Source organism: Microbacterium phyllosphaerae (genome assembly GCF_017876435.1).
GTDB classification, from domain to species: domain Bacteria; phylum Actinomycetota; class Actinomycetes; order Actinomycetales; family Microbacteriaceae; genus Microbacterium; species Microbacterium phyllosphaerae.
In genome coordinates, this window is the sequence record NZ_JAGIOA010000001.1 from 2,328,584 (window position 1) to 2,345,285 (window position 16,702).

Below are 16,702 nucleotides of genomic sequence, written 5' to 3' on the forward strand. Positions count from 1 at the left end.
CGACGTGGTGCTTACGCGGCGATGTGCGACACGAGGAACCAGCGGTCCTTCTCGAGTCCACGCATGATCTCGATCGCGACGTCCTGGCTGGTCAGGTCGACCTCGTCCAGGCCGTCGATCGCGGCCTTGGTGTCGACGAGGATCGCGTCGATGTCGGAGATGACCGCACGGACGAGCTCGTCGGACTGCGTGAAGCCGGCGGGGACCGAGGTCGCGCTGCCCTTCGCGGCGACCGCGCTGATGCGTGCGTCGATCGGGAGGCCCAGGGCGACGATGCGCTCAGCGGCCGTGTCGGCGAAGTCGCCGGCATGGGCGACGATCGTGTCGAGCAGCTCGTGGACACCGACGAAGTTCGCGCCGCGGACGTGCCAGTGAGCCTGCTTTCCGTTGACCGTGAGAGCCTGAAGTCCGAGGACGACGGGCGAAAGGAACTGAGCCGCTGCAGCTGCCACGGTCGGGTCGCTGGCGGTGGTGGAAACGGTCTGTACCTTGCTCATCTTCGGCTCCTCTGAAGTGCTCTTCTCGTACCTGATGAAGACAACGCTACTCAGCTGAGAACATTCCGCAAGCAAGCGAAGGCTCGGCTTAGTGCCGCGGAATCACGCGGAAGTCAGGGGAGGTGAGGGTAGTCTCGCCTCATGAGCATCGCAGCCGGAGCCTCCGTTCTCGCACTCCCGGGGAAGGCTCCCTCGATCGCCGAAGACACCTTCGTCGCCGACGGCGCGCGCATCATCGGCGAGGTCTCGCTCGCGGCGGGCGCGAGCGTCTGGTACAACGCGGTCCTCCGCGGCGACTCGGCCGCCATCGTCATCGGCGAGGCGAGCAACGTGCAGGACAACGTGTCGCTGCACGTGGACGCCGGCCACCCCGTCGTCGTCGGGGCGAAGGTCTCCATCGGTCACAACGCGGTGGTCCACGGGTGCACGATCGGAGACGGGTCGCTCGTCGGCATGGGCGCCGTCATCCTCAGCGGTGCGGTCATCGGTGCGGGATGCCTCATCGCGGGCGGCGCTGTCGTGCTCGGTGGTACCGAGGTCCCTGACGGCTCGCTGGTGGCCGGAGTGCCTGCGAAGGTGCGCAGGATGCTCAGCGACGAAGAGAGAGCTGGACTGATCGCGAACGCGGACATCTATCTGGGACACCTCCGGACGCACGCCGAGGCGACGCCGATCTGACCAGGGTCGACCGGTAGGCTGGTGCTCACGGGGCGGTGGCCAAGCTGGTTAAGGCAGTGGGCTCATAACCCAACGATCGCGGGTTCAAGTCCCGCCCGCCCTACTCTCCGTGCAGTCTGTCGCGGCGCGTCAGACTCCGTCGCGGCGCGTCAGTGGGTCTTGGACGCGTCGGGCTGTCCTGCGGGCTCCAGGAGCTCGTCGACGAGAGTGATCCCGCCGCTCGAGTTCGCCGAGTGCGCCAGATCCTCGATCCATCGGCGGCTCAGCTCCGGTGCCTCGGTCTCGTCGAACACGAATCGGAGCGGGATGGACGGATGCAGCCAGACGGTCGAGCGCCCCTCGGACTGGCCGTCCTGGTGCTTCCAGGTCAGGGTGAAGCTCTCGTTACGGCGCAGCTTGGTGGCGACGACGACCTTGAGGTGGGCGAGCGCTCGGTCTTCGATCTGGATCGGCTCCGAGCCGCCGTAGTAGAGGGAACCCATACCTCGGAATCTAGGACGCTCCGAGGAACCGACCCGACAGGACCGCCCCGGCGCGCGAGCGATGCGAACACTCTGTTCGCGTGGTGTCATCGACGGTGGGTCGCCGCTGTCACGGAGGGAAGCACGCCGAAGCTCTCGCGGTACGCGACCGCGAACCGCGAAGGATGGGAGAATCCCCACTTCCGCGCGACAGCCGCGACGGTGCTCTGGGCTCCGGAACGGAGATCACGGTGGGCGCCGTCGAGGCGCGCCCGCCTCAGGCACTCGGCCGGGGTCGTGTCGAGCGCACGCCGGAACGCGTACTGCAGCCCGCGGGTCGAGATGTGGACGGCTGATGCGACGTCGTCGACGGTGATCGGGCGATGCGCGTTCTCTGCGATGAAGTCCAGGGCGCGACGCACTGTCGCGGGCGCAGGGGTCGTCTGAGCGGGTCGATGCCTGTGCAGCCGGCCCGTCGTGGAGAAGGTGGCCAGAGTCGTCGCTGCCGCATGTCGGGCGAGCTCGCTCCTGAGCAGCTCGGTGTCACCGTCATCGTCGAGAGACTCGGCGCTCTGCTCGAGGTACGCGAACATGCGAGACCACGCGTCGGCGGCGCGATCCGAACGCGGGGCGAGGTCGGCCACGTGCAGTGCCACGGTGTCGTCTCCGCTGATCTGCTGGGCGAGGCTCTGCAGGGAGGCACGCTCGAAGATGAGCGCGGTGACTCTGGCGCCACGCTCCCACTGCGCGTGCACTCGAGGGCCGTCGGACAGCCAGGGGCGACTCGCGACGAGCTCGGACCGGTCGGAGCGCAACTGAGCATCGGGGCCCTCGACACGGCACGCGATGAACTGATCCTCGGGTTCGGCTGTCGTGCGGACCTTGGCCGCGAGGTCATATCGAACCAGAGTCAACTCGCCGAGCTCGACGGACTTCCAGTCGAAGTAGAGGCGGTGGGGATCCACATCGTGCAGGACCGCCGAGGGCACGAACTGCTTCCAGGTGCTCTCGACGCGCGCGACATCAGCCGTTCGGAATCGCATCCGCGTCCACCCCCTCGGCGGTGCGGCGGGCACGAACGGGCCAGGTGCCGTCGAGGCGGTCTTCGGGATCGAGCCGACCGATGCGGATGAAGTACTCCGTCAGGCTTGCGGCCTGTGAGCGCGCCCAGCCCACCTGCCGCGTGTGCAGTTCTTCGAGTGTCTCCGGCAACACGAACTGGCGCGCCAGCGCCTGAGCCACGCGGCCGGCCGCGACAGCGTCTGCGGCGGCTTCGTGTGCGTCCTCGAGCTGCACCGCGTAGAGCGACGCGACGACCTGGAGGGTCCGCTTGCCGGGGCGGTATCGGTCGTACGCCTTGTCGATGACGAGGGGATCGATGATCGGTGCGGGATTCGTCAGCGCTTCGATGCCGTGGCGGTGGGCCTCGTGCGCCAGGAGCGAGAAATCGTACGCCGCGTTGTAGGCGACGACAGGGACGCCCTGCGAGAGGAGCGAGCGCAGAGCTGCGGTCACCTGGCCCACCACCTCGCCCGCCGGACGCCCGAGACGCCGCGCCCGCTCGGTCGTCACCCCGTGAATCGCGGTCGCACCCTCGGGGATCGGTATCCCGGGATCGGCGAGCCAGTCGCGCGCTGCGATCTCGCGGCCGTCCGCGTCGAGAAGCCCGACGTGTGCGGTGACGACGCGATCGTTCTCGACATCGACCCCGGTGGTCTCGAGGTCGAAGACGCCGACGCGCGTGATCCAGTGCGGAAGCGAAGGAGCCGGGGGCATGGAAACACCGTAGATCGAGGTGCCGACATCCGTGCGAAGGCACACGGACAGCGTCGAGGAGCCGCCCATAGACTTGGTCCATGAGCGTCCCCTCTCCGTACTCCGATCGCCTTCGACGCCTCCCGGTCGAGCGCCGCGAGGTGGAGGTGCGCGAGGGTACGACGGTCTACTGGGAGTATGGCTCCGCAGACGCCGAGGTCACCGTCATCGCGGTGCACGGCTTCCGCGGCGATCACCACGGCCTCGAGTCCGTCCTCGCCTTCCTGCCGGAGGCGCACGTCATCGCTCCCGATCTTCCGGGGTTCGGCGAGACGGCTCCGGTGCCGGGTCGTGCGTACGACCTGGCGGAGTACGTCGCATGGCTCACCGAGTTCGCGGCAGCCGTCGCCCCCGGTGCGGTCATCCTCGGACACTCCTTCGGCTCGATCGTCACGTCCGCCGCAGTCGCGGGCGGACTCGAGACCCCGCGTCTCATCCTGATCAACCCCATCGGCGCCCCGGCGCTGGAAGGGCCGAAGGGCATCATGACCCGTCTCGCGGTCATGTACTACGCCCTGGGCGCTCGGCTTCCCGAGAAGCTGGGCACCGCGCTGCTGCGCAACCGTCTGATCGTCCGGGTCATGAGCATCACCATGGCCAAGACCTCGGATCGTGAGCTCCGCCGATTCATCCATGACCAGCACGACACCTACTTCTCGCGCTTCGCCGACCGTGATGTGCTCCGGGATGCGTTCGTGGCGAGCGTGTCACACGATGTGAGCGAGTTCGCCGCCGCGATCGACGTGCCCACGTTGCTGGTCGCCGCGCAACGCGACGACATCACGCCGATCGAAGTGGAACGAGAGCTCGTGACGCGGTTCGACGACGGGACGTTGGTGGAGATCGCGCACGTCGGCCACCTGATCCACTATGAGACGCCCGCCGAAGCGGCGGGCGCCATCCGACGATTCCTCAGGATTCCCGCCGCGCGAGGCCGATGAGCCCCGCGACCCGGAACGGGATCACCTCGCCCATCGCAAGGGAGGTCTCGGTGCGCTCGACGCCGTCGATCGACAGGATGCGTGCATCCGTGTCGAACAGGTGGCGAGCGTCGCGGCACGCGACACGAGCGAGCAGGTCGATCGAGCCGCTGAGCCCGTGTGCCTGGACGACCTCCGGGATGCGAGCCAGCTCGTTGATGATGCGAGGCAACTCGGTCTGACGGACCCCGATGCTGACGAAAGCCTGCAGGGGGAATCCGAGGACGTCGGTGGAGAACGACCGCTCGTACGACATGAAGACGCCGGTCTGCTCGAGACGCGCCATACGCGCCTGGATGGTGTTCCGTGACAGCCCGAGATTCTCCGCCAGCGCGACGATCGTGACGCGAGGGTCATCGGCGAGAGCGGCGAGAAGTTCCAGATCGATGCGGTCAAGTCCGGCCATAGTGCCAAACGATAGCAGGGTCACCCCCGCCCGGATTTGGCAACATGCTCAAGCCGCTCCCGGTTGCTTGAGCGAGGTGATGAGCGGACGTACTCTCGAGTGAACCGGCGATGATGCTGGGGCCGCGCGTAGAACCCGTGACGACGGCCACTGATGAGGAGGACGATGATGTCACCGCAGATCACCCCGATCGCCGACACGGCACAGGATCTCGAACTCGCAGAGCGCATCCTCACGCCCGACGGCACGCGCATCGCGAACCCCCAGCTCGACGCGTTCGTCGACGACATCGATGCGGCGTCACTGCGCGCGCTGCACCGCGACATGATCATCCTCCGCCGGATCGATGCCGAGGGCGTGGCGCTCCAGCGTCAGGGACAGCTGGGCCTGTGGGCCCCGTGCCAGGGCCAGGAGGCGACGCAGATCGGCACCGCGAGGGCGCTCGCCCCTCAGGACTACGTCTTCCCCAGCTACCGGGAGACCGGCGTGATCTACGCGCGCGGCGCGAAGCCCGGTGACTATGTGCGGATGTGGCGTGGCGAGGAGGGTGCCGGGCACGACCCCGCATCGCTCCGTGTCGCTCCGCTGCAGATCATCATCGGCGCGCAGACACTGCATGCCGTCGGCTACGCGCTCGGCATCAGGCACGACGGAGCAGACGAGGTCGCCGTCACCTACTTCGGCGATGGCGCGACGAGTCAGGGGGACGTCAACGAGGCGATGATCTTCGCGTCGTCGTATCAGGCGCCCGTCGTCTTCGTATGCCAGAACAACCACTGGGCCATCTCGGAGCCCGTGTCGGTGCAGTCGCAGTATCCGATCGCCGGCCGTGCTCCCGGCTTCGGCATTCCGAGCCTCCGGGTCGACGGCAACGACGTCCTCGCCTGCATGGCCGCGATGCGCTGGGCGCTCGCACATGCGCGTTCGGGCAAGGGTCCCGCGTACATCGAGGCCGTGACGTATCGGATGGGACCCCACACGACGGCCGATGACCCGACCCGCTACCGCAAGGACGACGAGCTCGATGCCTGGCGCCGTCGCGACCCGATCGCCCGCGTGGAGGCGCACCTTCGCGCACTCGGCGAGCTCAGCGACGACCACATGGCCGAGACGCAGGCCGCCGCGGACGTCGTCGCCCGCGAGATGCGCGCCGAGTGCCTGGGTATGGTCACCCGGCCACCGCTCTCCGTGTTCGACGGCGTCTACGCGGAGCCGCACACGGGGCTCGACCGTCAGCGCGGCGAGTACGCCGCATACCTCGCATCCTTCGAAGGCGAGGCGTGAACGTGACCGAACTCACTCTCGGAAAGGCCCTGGGCGCCGGTCTCCGCCAGGCGATGCGCGACGATGAGAAGGTCGTCCTGCTCGGAGAGGACATCGGCAAGCTCGGCGGAGTGTTCCGCGTCACCGACGGGCTGCTCGATGAATTCGGAGCCTCGCGCGTGATCGACACCCCCCTCGCGGAGTCGGGCATCGTCGGCACCGCCGTCGGACTCGCCTTCCGCGGATACCGTCCGGTCGTCGAGATCCAGTTCGACGGATTCGTCTATCCCGCGTTCGACCAGATCGTCGCCCAGGTCGCGAAGCTCCACTACCGCACGCAGGGCCGGGTGAAGATGCCGATCACGATCCGCATCCCGTGGGCGGGCGGCATCGGTGCGGCGGAGCACCACTCCGAGTCGCCGGAGGCCTACTTCGTGCACACGGCGGGACTCCGCGTGATCGCGGTGTCGAATCCCGAGGACGCCTACCGGAGTCTGCGCCAGGCGATCGCGTCCGACGACCCGGTGATCTTCTTCGAGCCGAAGCGGCTGTACCACCACAAGGGCGACGTCGACCTCGACGCCCCGCTGGCGGACGCCGCGCCCATGGGCCTCGCCCGTGTGGTCCGGTCCGGCACGGATGCGACTCTGATCACGTACGGCGCCATGGTCTCCACGGCGCTGCAGGCAGCAGAGGCCGCCGAGGACGAGGGGACCTCCCTGGAGGTCATCGACCTGCGGTCGCTCTCGCCCGTCGACTACGACACGATCGCGACATCCGTCCGCAAGACGGGACGCGTGGTGGTGGCTCACGAGGCCTCGCGCGAGGCCGGTATGGCGGCAGAGGTCATCGCGAGCATCACGGAGCTCTGCTTCGAGTACCTCGAATCCGCGCCTCTCCGGGTCACGGGCCACGACGTGCCCTACCCGCCCGCGAAGCTCGAGAAGTACCATCTGCCGGATCTCGATCGCCTGCTCGACGCGGTCGACCGCGTGCTCGACCGCCCGAACAGTCTGACGGGAGCGGACGCATGATCGCCGAGTTCCGACTGCCCGACCTCGGTGAGGGACTGACCGAGGCGGAGGTCATCCAGTGGCTGGTCGCACCGGGCGACGCGGTGGCGCTGAACCAGACGCTCGCCGAGGTCGAGACCGCCAAGGCCGTGGTCGAACTGCCCTCGCCGTACGAGGGCGTCGTGTCGACACTGCACGCAGAGGCAGGGGAGACCGTCGCGGTCGGCTCGCCGCTGATCGCCTTCGATGTGGAGGGAGCCGAGGAGGCGCCCGCCACGAGTTCTCCCGCAGAGGAGAAGGCGCAGCCCAACCTCGTCGGGTACGGCGCCGCACCGTCGGCATCCGGTCGTCCCGCTCGCCGCGCACGGCGGGCGGGAGGTTCGACGCCGGCGACCGACACCGCGGTCCTCGAAGCGGCACCGCACGACGCATCTCCGACCGTGAGCGTCGAGACGGTCGTCGAACGTCCCCGCTCGACGCCGCCCGTGCGTGCTCACGCGAAGCGTCTGGGAGTCGATCTCGTCCTGGTGGCCGCTTCGGTGGGCGACCGCGTCATCCGGCGCGACGACATCGACGACTACGCGGCGCGCACCGGCATCGGCTCCGCGGAGACCGCCCCTCCGAGGGATGTGCCCGCTCCCGAGCTCGCGACGCTGCCGCACGAGGCATTGCGCGAGACCCGGATCCCGATCCGCGGGGTGCGCAAGCACACGGCGGCCGCGATGGTCGAGAGTGCGTTCACGGCGCCACACGTGACGGTGTTCCACACCGTGGACGTCACGGCCACCATGGATCTTCTCGCGTCGCTCAAAGAGGATCGGGCACTGTCAGCGCACCGGATCGGTCCGCTCGCCGTCGTCGCCAAGGCCGTGTGTCTGGCGCTGGGGCGGACACCGGGCCTGAACGCCCGATGGGACGAGTCCGCGGGAGAGATCGTCCAGTACCACTACGTCGATCTCGGTATCGCGGCGGCGACCGAGCGCGGTCTCATCGTGCCGAACATCCGCGACGCCGAGGCGCTCACCCTCCCGGGCCTCGCAGACGCGCTTCGTTCCCTCGCCGAGACGGCGCGTGCGGGGAAGACATCGCCCGCTGAGCTGTCGGGAGGCACGTTCTCGATCTCGAACATCGGTGTGTTCGGGATCGATGCCGGCACACCGATCCTGCCACCGGGGCAGTCCGGCATCCTCGCGGTGGGCGCGGTCAGACGTCAGCCGTGGGAGTACCGCGGCGAGATCGCGCTGCGCCAGGTGATGACGCTCAGTCTGTCGTTCGACCACCGTCTCGTCGACGGAGCGGAGGGAGCGACGTTCCTCAAGGACGTGGCCGACGTGCTGGAGGAGCCCGGGCGCGCGATGCTGCTCAGATAGCCGCGCGAAGCGCCGACTCCGCCATCGCGGCGAGCACTGTCGCGGTGGCGGAGCGCTGGCGGGCGGCCGCACGGGTGCTGTGCGGGGTGGAGTTGATGAGCCCGAAGCACGCCTGCACGCGCAACCGCAGCTCGTCGGCATCGGCATCGACGAGCGGGGCCAGCGTGCTGATCCACAGCTCGATGTAGGCGCGCTGCAGACGCCGCACCTCGGCGTGGTCGCGGGCGTCGAGCTGGGCCACGTCCCTGTCGTGCACGCGGATCACGTCGGCATGTCCGAGCGCGAAATCCACGTGGAAGGCGACGAGCGCACGCATCCGCTCCTCGGGGGTCGAGCCTTCGGCGGCGACGCGGGTTCCGCCGGCGACGAGGTCGTCGCTGACCTTGACGAGGACGGCCCCGAGCAGCGCCTGCTTCCCTGCGAAATGGCGGTAGACAGCGGGGCCGGACACCCCGACGGCTGCGCCGATGTCTTCGAGGCTCACGCCGTTGTATCCGCTGTCGGCGAAGAGTCGTGCGGCTTCTCGGAGGATCGCGTCGGAGCGCTCTGCCTTGGCGCGGTCTCGCGCGGTGACGGGGCTTGTCATCTCAGTTAATCCTCGCTAACCTGATGCAATCGGTTAGTGAACACTAACCGAGAACGCATCGAGTGCGCCAGAGCGAAGTCGCAGGCGCCACGTGGGTCGAGGAGGACAACACGATGCCCGCAACCCAGCAGTCTCTCGCTGCCGAGCTGCACCACCGGCTGACGGTCGTCGCTCAGGGTGGGCCGCAGGCCTCTCGTGACCGTCATGTCGCGCGCGGAAAGCTCCTGCCGCGTGAGCGCGTGGCCCGACTTCTCGATGAGGGGAGCCCCTTCGTCGAGATCGCTCCGCTGGCGGCCGACGGTCTGTACGGGGGAGAAGCACCCGCGGCAGGCGTGATCGCAGGCATCGGCCTCGTGCACGGGCGGCACGTGATGGTCGTCTGCAACGACGCCACGGTCAAGGGCGGCACCTACTACCCCCTGACGGTGAAGAAACACCTGCGCGCGCAGGAGATCGCCCTGGAGAACTGTCTGCCCTGCCTGTATCTGGTCGACTCGGGCGGGGCCTTCCTCCCCAAGCAGGATGAGGTGTTCCCCGACCGCGAGCACTTCGGTCGGATCTTCTTCAACCAGGCCCGCATGTCGGCCGAGGGCATCCCACAGCTCGCGGCCGTCCTCGGCTCGTGCACGGCCGGCGGGGCGTATGTCCCCGCGATGAGCGACGAGACCGTGATCGTCCGAGACCAGGGCACGATCTTCCTCGGTGGACCACCCCTGGTGAAAGCGGCGATCGGCGAGGTCGTCTCGGCCGAGGAACTCGGCGGCGGCGAGCTGCATGCCCGACGCAGCGGCGTCGTCGACCACCTCGCGGAGGACGACGAGCACGCCCTCGAGATCCTGCGCGACATCGTCGCCACGCTTCCGGCCCCGCATCGGCCCGCCTGGGAGGTGCACGACAGCCGTCCGCCCGCGGAGCTCGGATCGCTCTATGACGTCGTTCCGGTCGACGTCAACGCGGCCTACGACGTGCACGAGGTCATCGATCGCCTGATCGACGCCGACAGCTTGCGCGAGTTCAAGGCGGAGTACGGGAAGACCCTCATCACCGGGTTCGCCAGGCTCCACGGCCACCCGGTCGGGATCGTCGCGAACAACGGAGTTCTCTTCAGCGAATCGGCGCTCAAAGGGGCACACTTCATCGAACTCTGCGATCAGCGCGGCATCCCGCTGCTGTTCCTGCAGAACATCACGGGTTTCATGGTCGGATCGGATGCCGAGGCCGGCGGGATCGCGAAGGACGGCGCGAAGATGGTGACGGCCGTGGCGAGTACGCGGGTGCCCAAGCTCACGGTGATCATCGGCGGATCCTTCGGCGCGGGCAACTACTCGATGTGCGGCAGGGCCTACTCTCCGCGGTTCCTGTGGACCTGGCCGGCCAGCAGGATATCCGTGATGGGCGGTGCGCAGGCAGCCTCCGTGCTCTCCACCGTCAAGAGCGACCAGCTCGCCTCCCGGGGCGAAGACTGGAGTTCTGAGGAACGGGCATCATTCGAGACGCCCATCCGCGAGCAGTACGAGACGCAGGGCGAGCCGTACTACGCGACCGCCCGGCTCTGGGACGACGGAATCATCGACCCCGCGGAGACACGCGACCTCCTCGGCCTCGCTCTCGACGTGGTGGCACGCACCCCATTGCCCGAACCGCGCTTCGGCCTCTTCCGGATGTGACCGTGATGACTATGCAGACCATTCAGCGATTCGACACTGTCCTCGTCGCGAACAGGGGGGAGATCGCGCGCCGGATCATCCGGACCCTTCGCGCCCTCGGCATACGCAGCATCGCGGTCTACAGCGATGCGGATGCGGATGCGCCGCACGTCCGGGAGGCCGATGATGCCGTGCGGATCGGCGCCGCTCCCGCTGCCGAGTCCTACCTCGACATCGACGCCGTGATCGGTGCCGCGCGCGCCACCGGCGCTCAGGCCATCCATCCCGGCTACGGGTTCCTCTCCGAGAGCGTGGGCCTCGCAGAAGCCTGCGCAGAGAGCGGCATCGTCTTCATCGGTCCGTCGGTCGATGCCCTCCAGATCATGGGCGACAAGGCGAAGGCGCGGGATCACGTGATGCGATCCGGCGTGCCGGTGGTTCCCGGATTCGACGCCCGGGGGCTGTCCGACGCGGAGATCGCCGAAGAGGCGACGGCCATCGGATTCCCGCTGCTGGTGAAGCCGAGCGCCGGAGGCGGCGGCAAAGGGATGGAGGTCGTCGCCGATGCGACGGCGCTCAGCTCGGCGCTGGCGTCGGCCCGACGGGTCGCATCATCGGCGTTCGGCGATGACGCCCTCATCCTCGAGCGACTCATCCGGCGTCCGCGTCACATCGAGGTCCAGGTCTTCGGTGACGTCCATGGCACCGTGATCGCACTCGGCGAGCGCGAGTGCACGCTCCAGCGTCGACACCAGAAGGTCATCGAGGAGGCGCCGTCTGCGGGCATCCCGGATGCGACGAGGACTCGTCTTCTGGAGGCGGCGATCCAGGCCGCCGAGAGCGTGCGGTACGTCGGCGCGGGCACGGTGGAGTTCCTCATCGACGCGGACGAGCCCGACGACGTGTTCTTCATCGAGATGAACACGCGTCTGCAGGTCGAGCACCCCGTCACCGAGGAGGTGACCGGACTCGACCTCGTGGCCCTGCAGATCGAGGTCGCCGCGGGAGGGCGACTCGATGAGGCTCCGCCGGTACGCGGCCACGCCGTCGAGGCGCGCGTGTACGCGGAGTCGCCCGAACGAGGGTTCTTGCCGTCCACGGGCCGCGTGCTGCTGTTCGATCCGCCGCAGGGGGTGCGCGTGGATGCGGCGGTGGAGACGGGCTCCGAGGTCACAGGGTTCTACGACCCGATGATCGCCAAGGTCATCGCCGTCGCCGCCGACCGGGCCACAGCCCTCCGTCGCCTCGACGAGGCCCTGAGACGGACCGTCGTGCTCGGGGTCGACACGAACATCGCCTTCCTGCGCACGCTGTGCCAGGACGAGCGTGTGGTGGCCGGAGATCTTGACACGGGGCTGATCGAGACCCTTCTTCCTCTGCAGGTCGTCCCGCCGACGGCGTCGATGCTGGCCGTCGCGGGAGGCCTGGCACGGATCGACACCGCCTCGGGGGCGGGTGCACAGATCACGCGCCGCGCCGGCGCGGTGTGGAACGCTGTCAGCGCTGGCGCGTCACGCGAGGTCGCATTCCTCACCGATCAGGACGAGATCCTCTTCGCGCCGGAGGCGCGTGAAGCACGCGGCCCGGGCGTCGCGGTCGCCACCGACGGCGACGGCGCGGTCTGGGCGAGCGAGGACGGCCGCACTGCACGACTGCGCCCGGTCGATCGCCGCCAGCGCATGCAGCGACGCCTGCTGGCGCGTGACGAGCGAACCGAGGCGACAAGCCCCGAGGCCCGAGCCCCGATGCCGGGCAGCATCGTCGCCGTGCACGTGGGCGACGGCGACTCGGTGACGGCGGGCACGCCGATCGTCTCGATCGAGGCGATGAAGATGGAGCACCCTGTGCTCGCCCCGCACGACGGGGTCGTGAGCCTGCTGGTCGCTGTGGGCGACCAGGTGCGGCGTGACCAGCCGGTCGCCCGCGTGACGACGGAGGAGAACCGATGATGCAGGACTTGACAGACGAGGAGCGCGAGCTCGCAGCGATGGTGCGCGACTTCGCCGACAGCGTCGTCGCGCCGCAGTCGTACGAAGCCGACCGCACGCATACGCTCTCGATGGACGTCGTGGGGCAGATGGGTGACCTCGGGCTGTTCGGGTTGCCGTTTCCCGAGGAGTACGGCGGGCAGGGTGGCGACTACATGGCCCTGGGCATCGCGATCGAGGCACTCGGTCGGGTCGACCAGTCGATCGCGATCACCCTCGAAGCCGGCGTCAGTCTCGGCGCGATGCCGGTGTTCCGATTCGGAACCGAGGAGCAGAAACAGGAATATCTCCCCGATCTGCTCAGCGGGCGCGCCCTGGCCGGATTCGGTCTGACAGAGCCCGAGGCCGGCAGCGACGCAGGCGCGACTCGCACGACGGCGCGCCTCGACGGTGGTGAGTGGGTGATCGACGGATCGAAGCAGTTCATCACCAACTCCGGGACGCCCATCACTCGATTCGTCACGGTCACCGCCGTCACCGGCAACGAGGGCGGACGCAAGGAGATCTCCACGATCATCGTCCCGAACGGCACGCCGGGGTTCACTGTGGAAGCTCCCTACGACAAGGTCGGGTGGAACGCCTCCGACACGCATCCGCTGACCTTCGACGGCGCACGGGTGCCGGCGGCGAACCTCCTCGGAGCGCGGGGGAGCGGCTTCCGCAACTTCCTCAGCATCCTGGACGAGGGGCGGATCGCGATCGCCGCCCTCTCGACAGGGGCGGCGGAGGGATGCCTGGAAGCGGCCGTCGACTACGCGAAGAGCCGCACGATCCTCGGAAGCGCGCTCAGCACCCGTCAGAACGCCCAGTTCACCCTGGCACGCATGCGCGCGCGGGTGCACACCGCGCGGCTCGCCTGGCGCCATGCTGCGAGGTTGCGGGACAGCGGACTCCCGTTCGCCGAGCAGGCCGCCATCGCCAAGCTCGTCGCAGGCGAAGCCGCGATGGACAATGCGAGGGATGCGACCCAGATCTTCGGTGGCAACGGATTCATGAACGAGTTCCCCGTGGCGCGCCACTATCGGGACTCGAAGATCCTCGAGATCGGAGAGGGCACCACGGAGGTCCAACTGCTCGTGATCGCGCGGGGCCTCGGGCTCGCCGGGTAGCGTGGCAGCATGCGACCTTCCGATCGACCGAGGGGGCGACAGTGACCGCACGTGACATCATCCAGCGAGGCCTCTACTTCGAGGAGTTCGTCCTCGATGCCCGCTACCTGCACCGTCCAGGGCGCACGGCCACCGAGGCCGACAACGTGCTGTTCACGACGCTGACGATGAACACGCAGGCACTGCATCTCGATGCGGCGTTCGCTGACGCGCAGGCGCCGTTTGGCGCGCGCCTGATCAACTCGATGTGGACGCTGTCGACGATGGTCGGCGCATCCGTGGCCCAGCTCACCCAGGGAACCCTCGTGGCGCAGCTCGGCTTCGGCGACGTCACGTTCCCGCACCCGCTGTTCGCGGGCGACACCCTCTACACGGAGAGCGTGATCACCGACAGGCGACTCTCTGCCTCGCGCCCAGGACAGGGGATCGTGACCATCGCTCACACCGGGCGCAACCAGGACGAGACGGTCGTCGCCACAGCGACGCGTTCGGTGCTCGTGCACTGCCTGCCGGACGGGGCATCCCGATGACCTTCGAACTCGGACCGGCACTGCTGTTCTGTCCGGCTGATCGCCCTGAGCGTTTCCGCGGCGCGCTGGAGAAGGCGGATGCCGTCATCCTCGACCTCGAGGACGCCGTGCTCGCGGACGCGAAGGCGACTGCTCGGGGCAACCTCATCGATGCCGATCTCGATCCCGATCGGGTGGTCGTCCGTGTCAACCCGCCAGGATCCGACGCGTTCGCATCAGATCTGGCGACGCTCTCGCAGACGGACTTCCGCACCGTCATGGTCGCCAAGACCGAGAGTCCCGAGAGCCTCGCCGCCTTCGACGAGAGGTTCTCGCTGATCGCACTGTGCGAGACGGCACGCGGCGTGCACGCAGCGGACCGGATCGCGGCCCATCCGCAGATCGTGGCGATGATGTGGGGTGCGGAGGATCTCGTCGCATCTCTCGGAGGGACCTCGAGCCGCCTCGCCACCGGTGGCTATCGCGACATCGCGCGCTATGCGAGGTCGCGCGTGCTCCTCGAGGCCGGCGCGCACGGCAAGGGAGCGATCGACGCGGTGCACATCGACATCGACGATCTCGACGGTCTCGTCACGGAGGCGGAGGATGCTGCGGCATCGGGCTTCGCCGGGACCGCCTGCATCCATCCGAGCCAGGTCTCGGCGATCCGTGAGGCCTATGCGCCCACCGAGGCTGCTCTCCGCTGGGCGCGGTCCGTGCTCACGGCGGCCGAGTCCGAGCGCGGTGTGTTCCGTTTCGAAGGGCGGATGATCGACGAGCCGGTTCTTCGGCACGCACGTTCGGTGCTCGCCCGAGCACGCTGAGTCGGTTCGGAGTCACTGAGTCGGTTCGGAGCGACGCTGATCTCGGTAACCGGGTCAGATCAGGACGGACTGGTCCAGCAGGCGCAGCATCCCGGGAGACGCCTCGAAGCGATGCGCGGACCCGTTGACGATCGGGTCGCCGTCGCGGGGGAGAGTGCCCCCAGAGACGTGAGCGATCAGCGAGCGGATCACGCCACCGTGGGCCACGACGATCACCGATTCCGCGAGGGGAGTCGAGCGTCGACGGGAATCACGGGCGATCGCGTCGAGAGCGCCCATCGAACGCTCCGCGACCTCTTCGAGCGTCTCCGCACCGGGGACCGGAGACTGCCAGTCACCGTAGGTCTGCATGTACTCGGAGACGAGCATCCCCTCGCCCTCTCCGAACTCGCGCTCCCGGATGTCGGGCACGAGCACAGGCGCGCCGAGTCCGAGCTGCGCTGCGATGATCTCCGCCGTCTCACGCGCCCGCGCGAGCGGGCTGCTGTAGATCGCGTGGTGCGTGGTGCCTTCGAGGCGCTCGGCCGCGGTCCGTGCGTCTGCACGACCCTTCTCGTTCAACGGGATGTCCGTCGAACCCTGGATCCGTCGAGCGAGGTTCCAGTCGGTCTGACCGTGGCGGACGAGGGTGAGCAGGGTCATTCGAGAAGCTCCTGGATGGCGGGGAGCACGTCACTGGTGCCTGCGGCGATGGTGACATCAGCCCAGACATCCGCGCGCGTGGGCTCGCGGTTGATGATGATGAGGGGGATGCTGCGACGCCGCGCCCGTTCGACGAGGCGGACCCCCGAGTTGACGACCAGCGAGGACCCGGCGACGATCATCGCATCGCTCGCACGGAGCAGCGACTCGGCGGCCTTGAAACGGTCCTGAGGGACGTATTCGCCGAAGAACACCACGTCCGGCTTGAGCATCCCGCCGCATACCGTGCAGACGGGGATGATGAAGCCTTCCGTGCTCTCGGGCAGCACGTCGCCGTCGGGGGCCAGTGCGACGTTCTCCGGCACCGAGATCCATGGGTTGCGCTCTTCGATCTGCGCCGCGATGTCTCGACGATCGAACACCTGCCCGCACTTCAGACAGAGCACACGGCGCATCGTGCCGTGCACCTCGATCACGTGCGAGCTGCCTGCACGGAGGTGAAGTCCGTCGACGTTCTGTGTGATGACGCCACTGACGTGGCCGGAGGACTCCATCGCCGCGAGCGAGACGTGCCCGGGGTTCGGGTCGGCTCTGGCGAACGCTCGCCATCCGAGGTGTCCGCCGACCCAGTAGCGGCGCCGAGCGGCTTCATCGGCCAGATACCGTTGGATGGTCATGGGGTCGGACCGGTTGCGGGATCCCTCGCCGCGATACGCCGGGATGCCGGAGTCTGTGGAGATGCCTGCTCCCGTGAGCAACGCGATCCTGCGACCCCGAAGGAGTTCGGCGGTGCGAGCGATGGTGGCCGACAACTCGACCGGACTCGATGTGCTCACAGGACCTCCTTCTGGGAGTCTACGGCGTGCGGTGAGGGCCACGCTTCGCCGTCGGTCGCGGAACGTGCCGAGCGAGCGA

The 16,702-nt window shown here is 68.4% G+C and carries 18 protein-coding genes and 1 tRNA gene; 11 read left to right on the forward strand and 8 right to left on the reverse strand.

What is annotated here, in order from left to right; translation table 11 throughout:
• Positions 1-11 precede the first annotated feature (11 nt).
• Positions 12-497, reverse strand: coding sequence for a Dps family protein (locus JOF42_RS10890; protein ID WP_210097873.1), 486 nt, complete (start codon positions 495-497; stop codon positions 12-14).
• Between the two features lie 141 nt (positions 498-638).
• Here JOF42_RS10890 and JOF42_RS10895 point away from each other — a divergent pair, with 141 nt between their 5' ends.
• Both JOF42_RS10895 and JOF42_RS10900 read left to right on the forward strand, forming a co-directional pair.
• Positions 639-1,175: a gamma carbonic anhydrase family protein gene (locus JOF42_RS10895; RefSeq protein ID WP_210097874.1), complete on the forward strand. Its 537-nt coding sequence runs from the start codon at positions 639-641 to the stop codon at positions 1,173-1,175.
• 29 nt (positions 1,176-1,204) lie between these two features.
• Positions 1,205-1,278: transfer RNA gene (locus JOF42_RS10900), tRNA-Ile, on the forward strand.
• Positions 1,279-1,324: 46 nt separating this feature from the next.
• Here the strand turns inward: JOF42_RS10900 and JOF42_RS10905 are convergent.
• The 3 genes from JOF42_RS10905 to JOF42_RS10915 all read right to left on the reverse strand — a co-directional run bounded on the left by JOF42_RS10905 (position 1,325) and on the right by JOF42_RS10915 (position 3,412).
• On the reverse strand, positions 1,325-1,657 hold the full coding sequence (locus JOF42_RS10905) for a DUF7882 family protein (RefSeq protein WP_210097875.1): 333 nt from the start codon (positions 1,655-1,657) through the stop codon (positions 1,325-1,327).
• A gap of 86 nt (positions 1,658-1,743) precedes the next feature.
• Positions 1,744-2,679 (reverse strand): helix-turn-helix transcriptional regulator, encoded by a 936-nt coding sequence (locus tag JOF42_RS10910; RefSeq protein ID WP_210097876.1) that lies wholly within the window; start codon positions 2,677-2,679, stop codon positions 1,744-1,746.
• Positions 2,660-3,412, reverse strand: coding sequence for an exonuclease domain-containing protein (locus tag JOF42_RS10915; RefSeq protein ID WP_245340784.1), 753 nt, complete (start codon positions 3,410-3,412; stop codon positions 2,660-2,662). The genes JOF42_RS10910 and JOF42_RS10915 overlap by 20 nt, the downstream gene beginning before the upstream one ends.
• An 80-nt stretch (positions 3,413-3,492) precedes the next feature.
• On the opposite strand from JOF42_RS10915, the gene JOF42_RS10920 reads away from it, so the two are divergent.
• Positions 3,493-4,392, forward strand: coding sequence for an alpha/beta fold hydrolase (locus tag JOF42_RS10920; protein ID WP_210097878.1), 900 nt, complete (start codon positions 3,493-3,495; stop codon positions 4,390-4,392).
• On the opposite strand, the gene JOF42_RS10925 is transcribed toward JOF42_RS10920, so the two are convergent.
• Positions 4,364-4,837, reverse strand: a complete 474-nt coding sequence (locus JOF42_RS10925; protein WP_056307813.1) for an Lrp/AsnC family transcriptional regulator — start codon at positions 4,835-4,837, stop codon at positions 4,364-4,366. The two genes, JOF42_RS10920 and JOF42_RS10925, sit on opposite strands and share 29 nt — an antisense overlap.
• Before the next feature lie 168 nt (positions 4,838-5,005).
• Between JOF42_RS10925 and pdhA the strand changes: the two genes are divergently transcribed.
• From pdhA to JOF42_RS10940, 3 genes are read left to right on the forward strand one after another with little or no spacing between them, the layout of a single operon-like run.
• Complete coding sequence (pdhA, locus tag JOF42_RS10930; RefSeq protein WP_210097879.1) at positions 5,006-6,121, forward strand: pyruvate dehydrogenase (acetyl-transferring) E1 component subunit alpha; 1,116 nt, start codon at positions 5,006-5,008, stop codon at positions 6,119-6,121.
• 2 nt (positions 6,122-6,123) lie between these two features.
• Positions 6,124-7,134: an alpha-ketoacid dehydrogenase subunit beta gene (locus tag JOF42_RS10935; protein WP_307803587.1), complete on the forward strand. Its 1,011-nt coding sequence runs from the start codon at positions 6,124-6,126 to the stop codon at positions 7,132-7,134.
• Positions 7,131-8,483: a dihydrolipoamide acetyltransferase family protein gene (locus JOF42_RS10940; protein WP_210097881.1), complete on the forward strand. Its 1,353-nt coding sequence runs from the start codon at positions 7,131-7,133 to the stop codon at positions 8,481-8,483. Before JOF42_RS10935 ends, JOF42_RS10940 begins: the two co-directional genes overlap by 4 nt.
• On the opposite strand, the gene JOF42_RS10945 is transcribed toward JOF42_RS10940, so the two are convergent.
• The gene (locus JOF42_RS10945) at positions 8,476-9,069 is read right to left on the reverse strand and encodes a TetR/AcrR family transcriptional regulator (RefSeq protein ID WP_210097882.1); all 594 of its coding nucleotides are present in this window, start codon (positions 9,067-9,069) and stop codon (positions 8,476-8,478) included. The two genes, JOF42_RS10940 and JOF42_RS10945, sit on opposite strands and share 8 nt — an antisense overlap.
• Before the next feature lie 113 nt (positions 9,070-9,182).
• On the opposite strand from JOF42_RS10945, the gene JOF42_RS10950 reads away from it, so the two are divergent.
• From JOF42_RS10950 to JOF42_RS10970, 5 genes are read left to right on the forward strand one after another with little or no spacing between them, the layout of a single operon-like run.
• A complete protein-coding gene (locus JOF42_RS10950) occupies positions 9,183-10,736 on the forward strand; it encodes a carboxyl transferase domain-containing protein (protein ID WP_210097883.1) in 1,554 nt (517 codons plus the stop codon).
• Between the two features lie 11 nt (positions 10,737-10,747).
• Entirely contained in the window at positions 10,748-12,664 is a 1,917-nt protein-coding gene (locus JOF42_RS10955; RefSeq protein WP_210099170.1) for an acetyl/propionyl/methylcrotonyl-CoA carboxylase subunit alpha, read from the forward strand.
• Positions 12,664-13,812 carry an acyl-CoA dehydrogenase family protein gene (locus JOF42_RS10960; protein WP_281070739.1) on the forward strand — a complete coding sequence of 383 codons (1,149 nt, stop codon included), beginning with the start codon at positions 12,664-12,666 and terminating at the stop codon, positions 13,810-13,812. Before JOF42_RS10955 ends, JOF42_RS10960 begins: the two co-directional genes overlap by 1 nt.
• Before the next feature lie 41 nt (positions 13,813-13,853).
• Positions 13,854-14,342 carry a MaoC family dehydratase gene (locus tag JOF42_RS10965; RefSeq protein ID WP_210097885.1) on the forward strand — a complete coding sequence of 163 codons (489 nt, stop codon included), beginning with the start codon at positions 13,854-13,856 and terminating at the stop codon, positions 14,340-14,342.
• A complete protein-coding gene (locus tag JOF42_RS10970) occupies positions 14,339-15,145 on the forward strand; it encodes an HpcH/HpaI aldolase/citrate lyase family protein (RefSeq protein ID WP_210097886.1) in 807 nt (268 codons plus the stop codon). The genes JOF42_RS10965 and JOF42_RS10970 overlap by 4 nt, the downstream gene beginning before the upstream one ends.
• Positions 15,146-15,199: 54 nt before the next feature.
• Here JOF42_RS10970 and JOF42_RS10975 read toward each other — a convergent pair whose 3' ends face one another.
• Positions 15,200-15,787: a histidine phosphatase family protein gene (locus JOF42_RS10975; RefSeq protein WP_210097887.1), complete on the reverse strand. Its 588-nt coding sequence runs from the start codon at positions 15,785-15,787 to the stop codon at positions 15,200-15,202.
• On the reverse strand, positions 15,784-16,623 hold the full coding sequence (locus tag JOF42_RS10980; RefSeq protein ID WP_210097888.1) for a Sir2 family NAD-dependent protein deacetylase: 840 nt from the start codon (positions 16,621-16,623) through the stop codon (positions 15,784-15,786). The genes JOF42_RS10975 and JOF42_RS10980 overlap by 4 nt, the downstream gene beginning before the upstream one ends.
• Positions 16,624-16,702 lie beyond the last annotated feature (79 nt).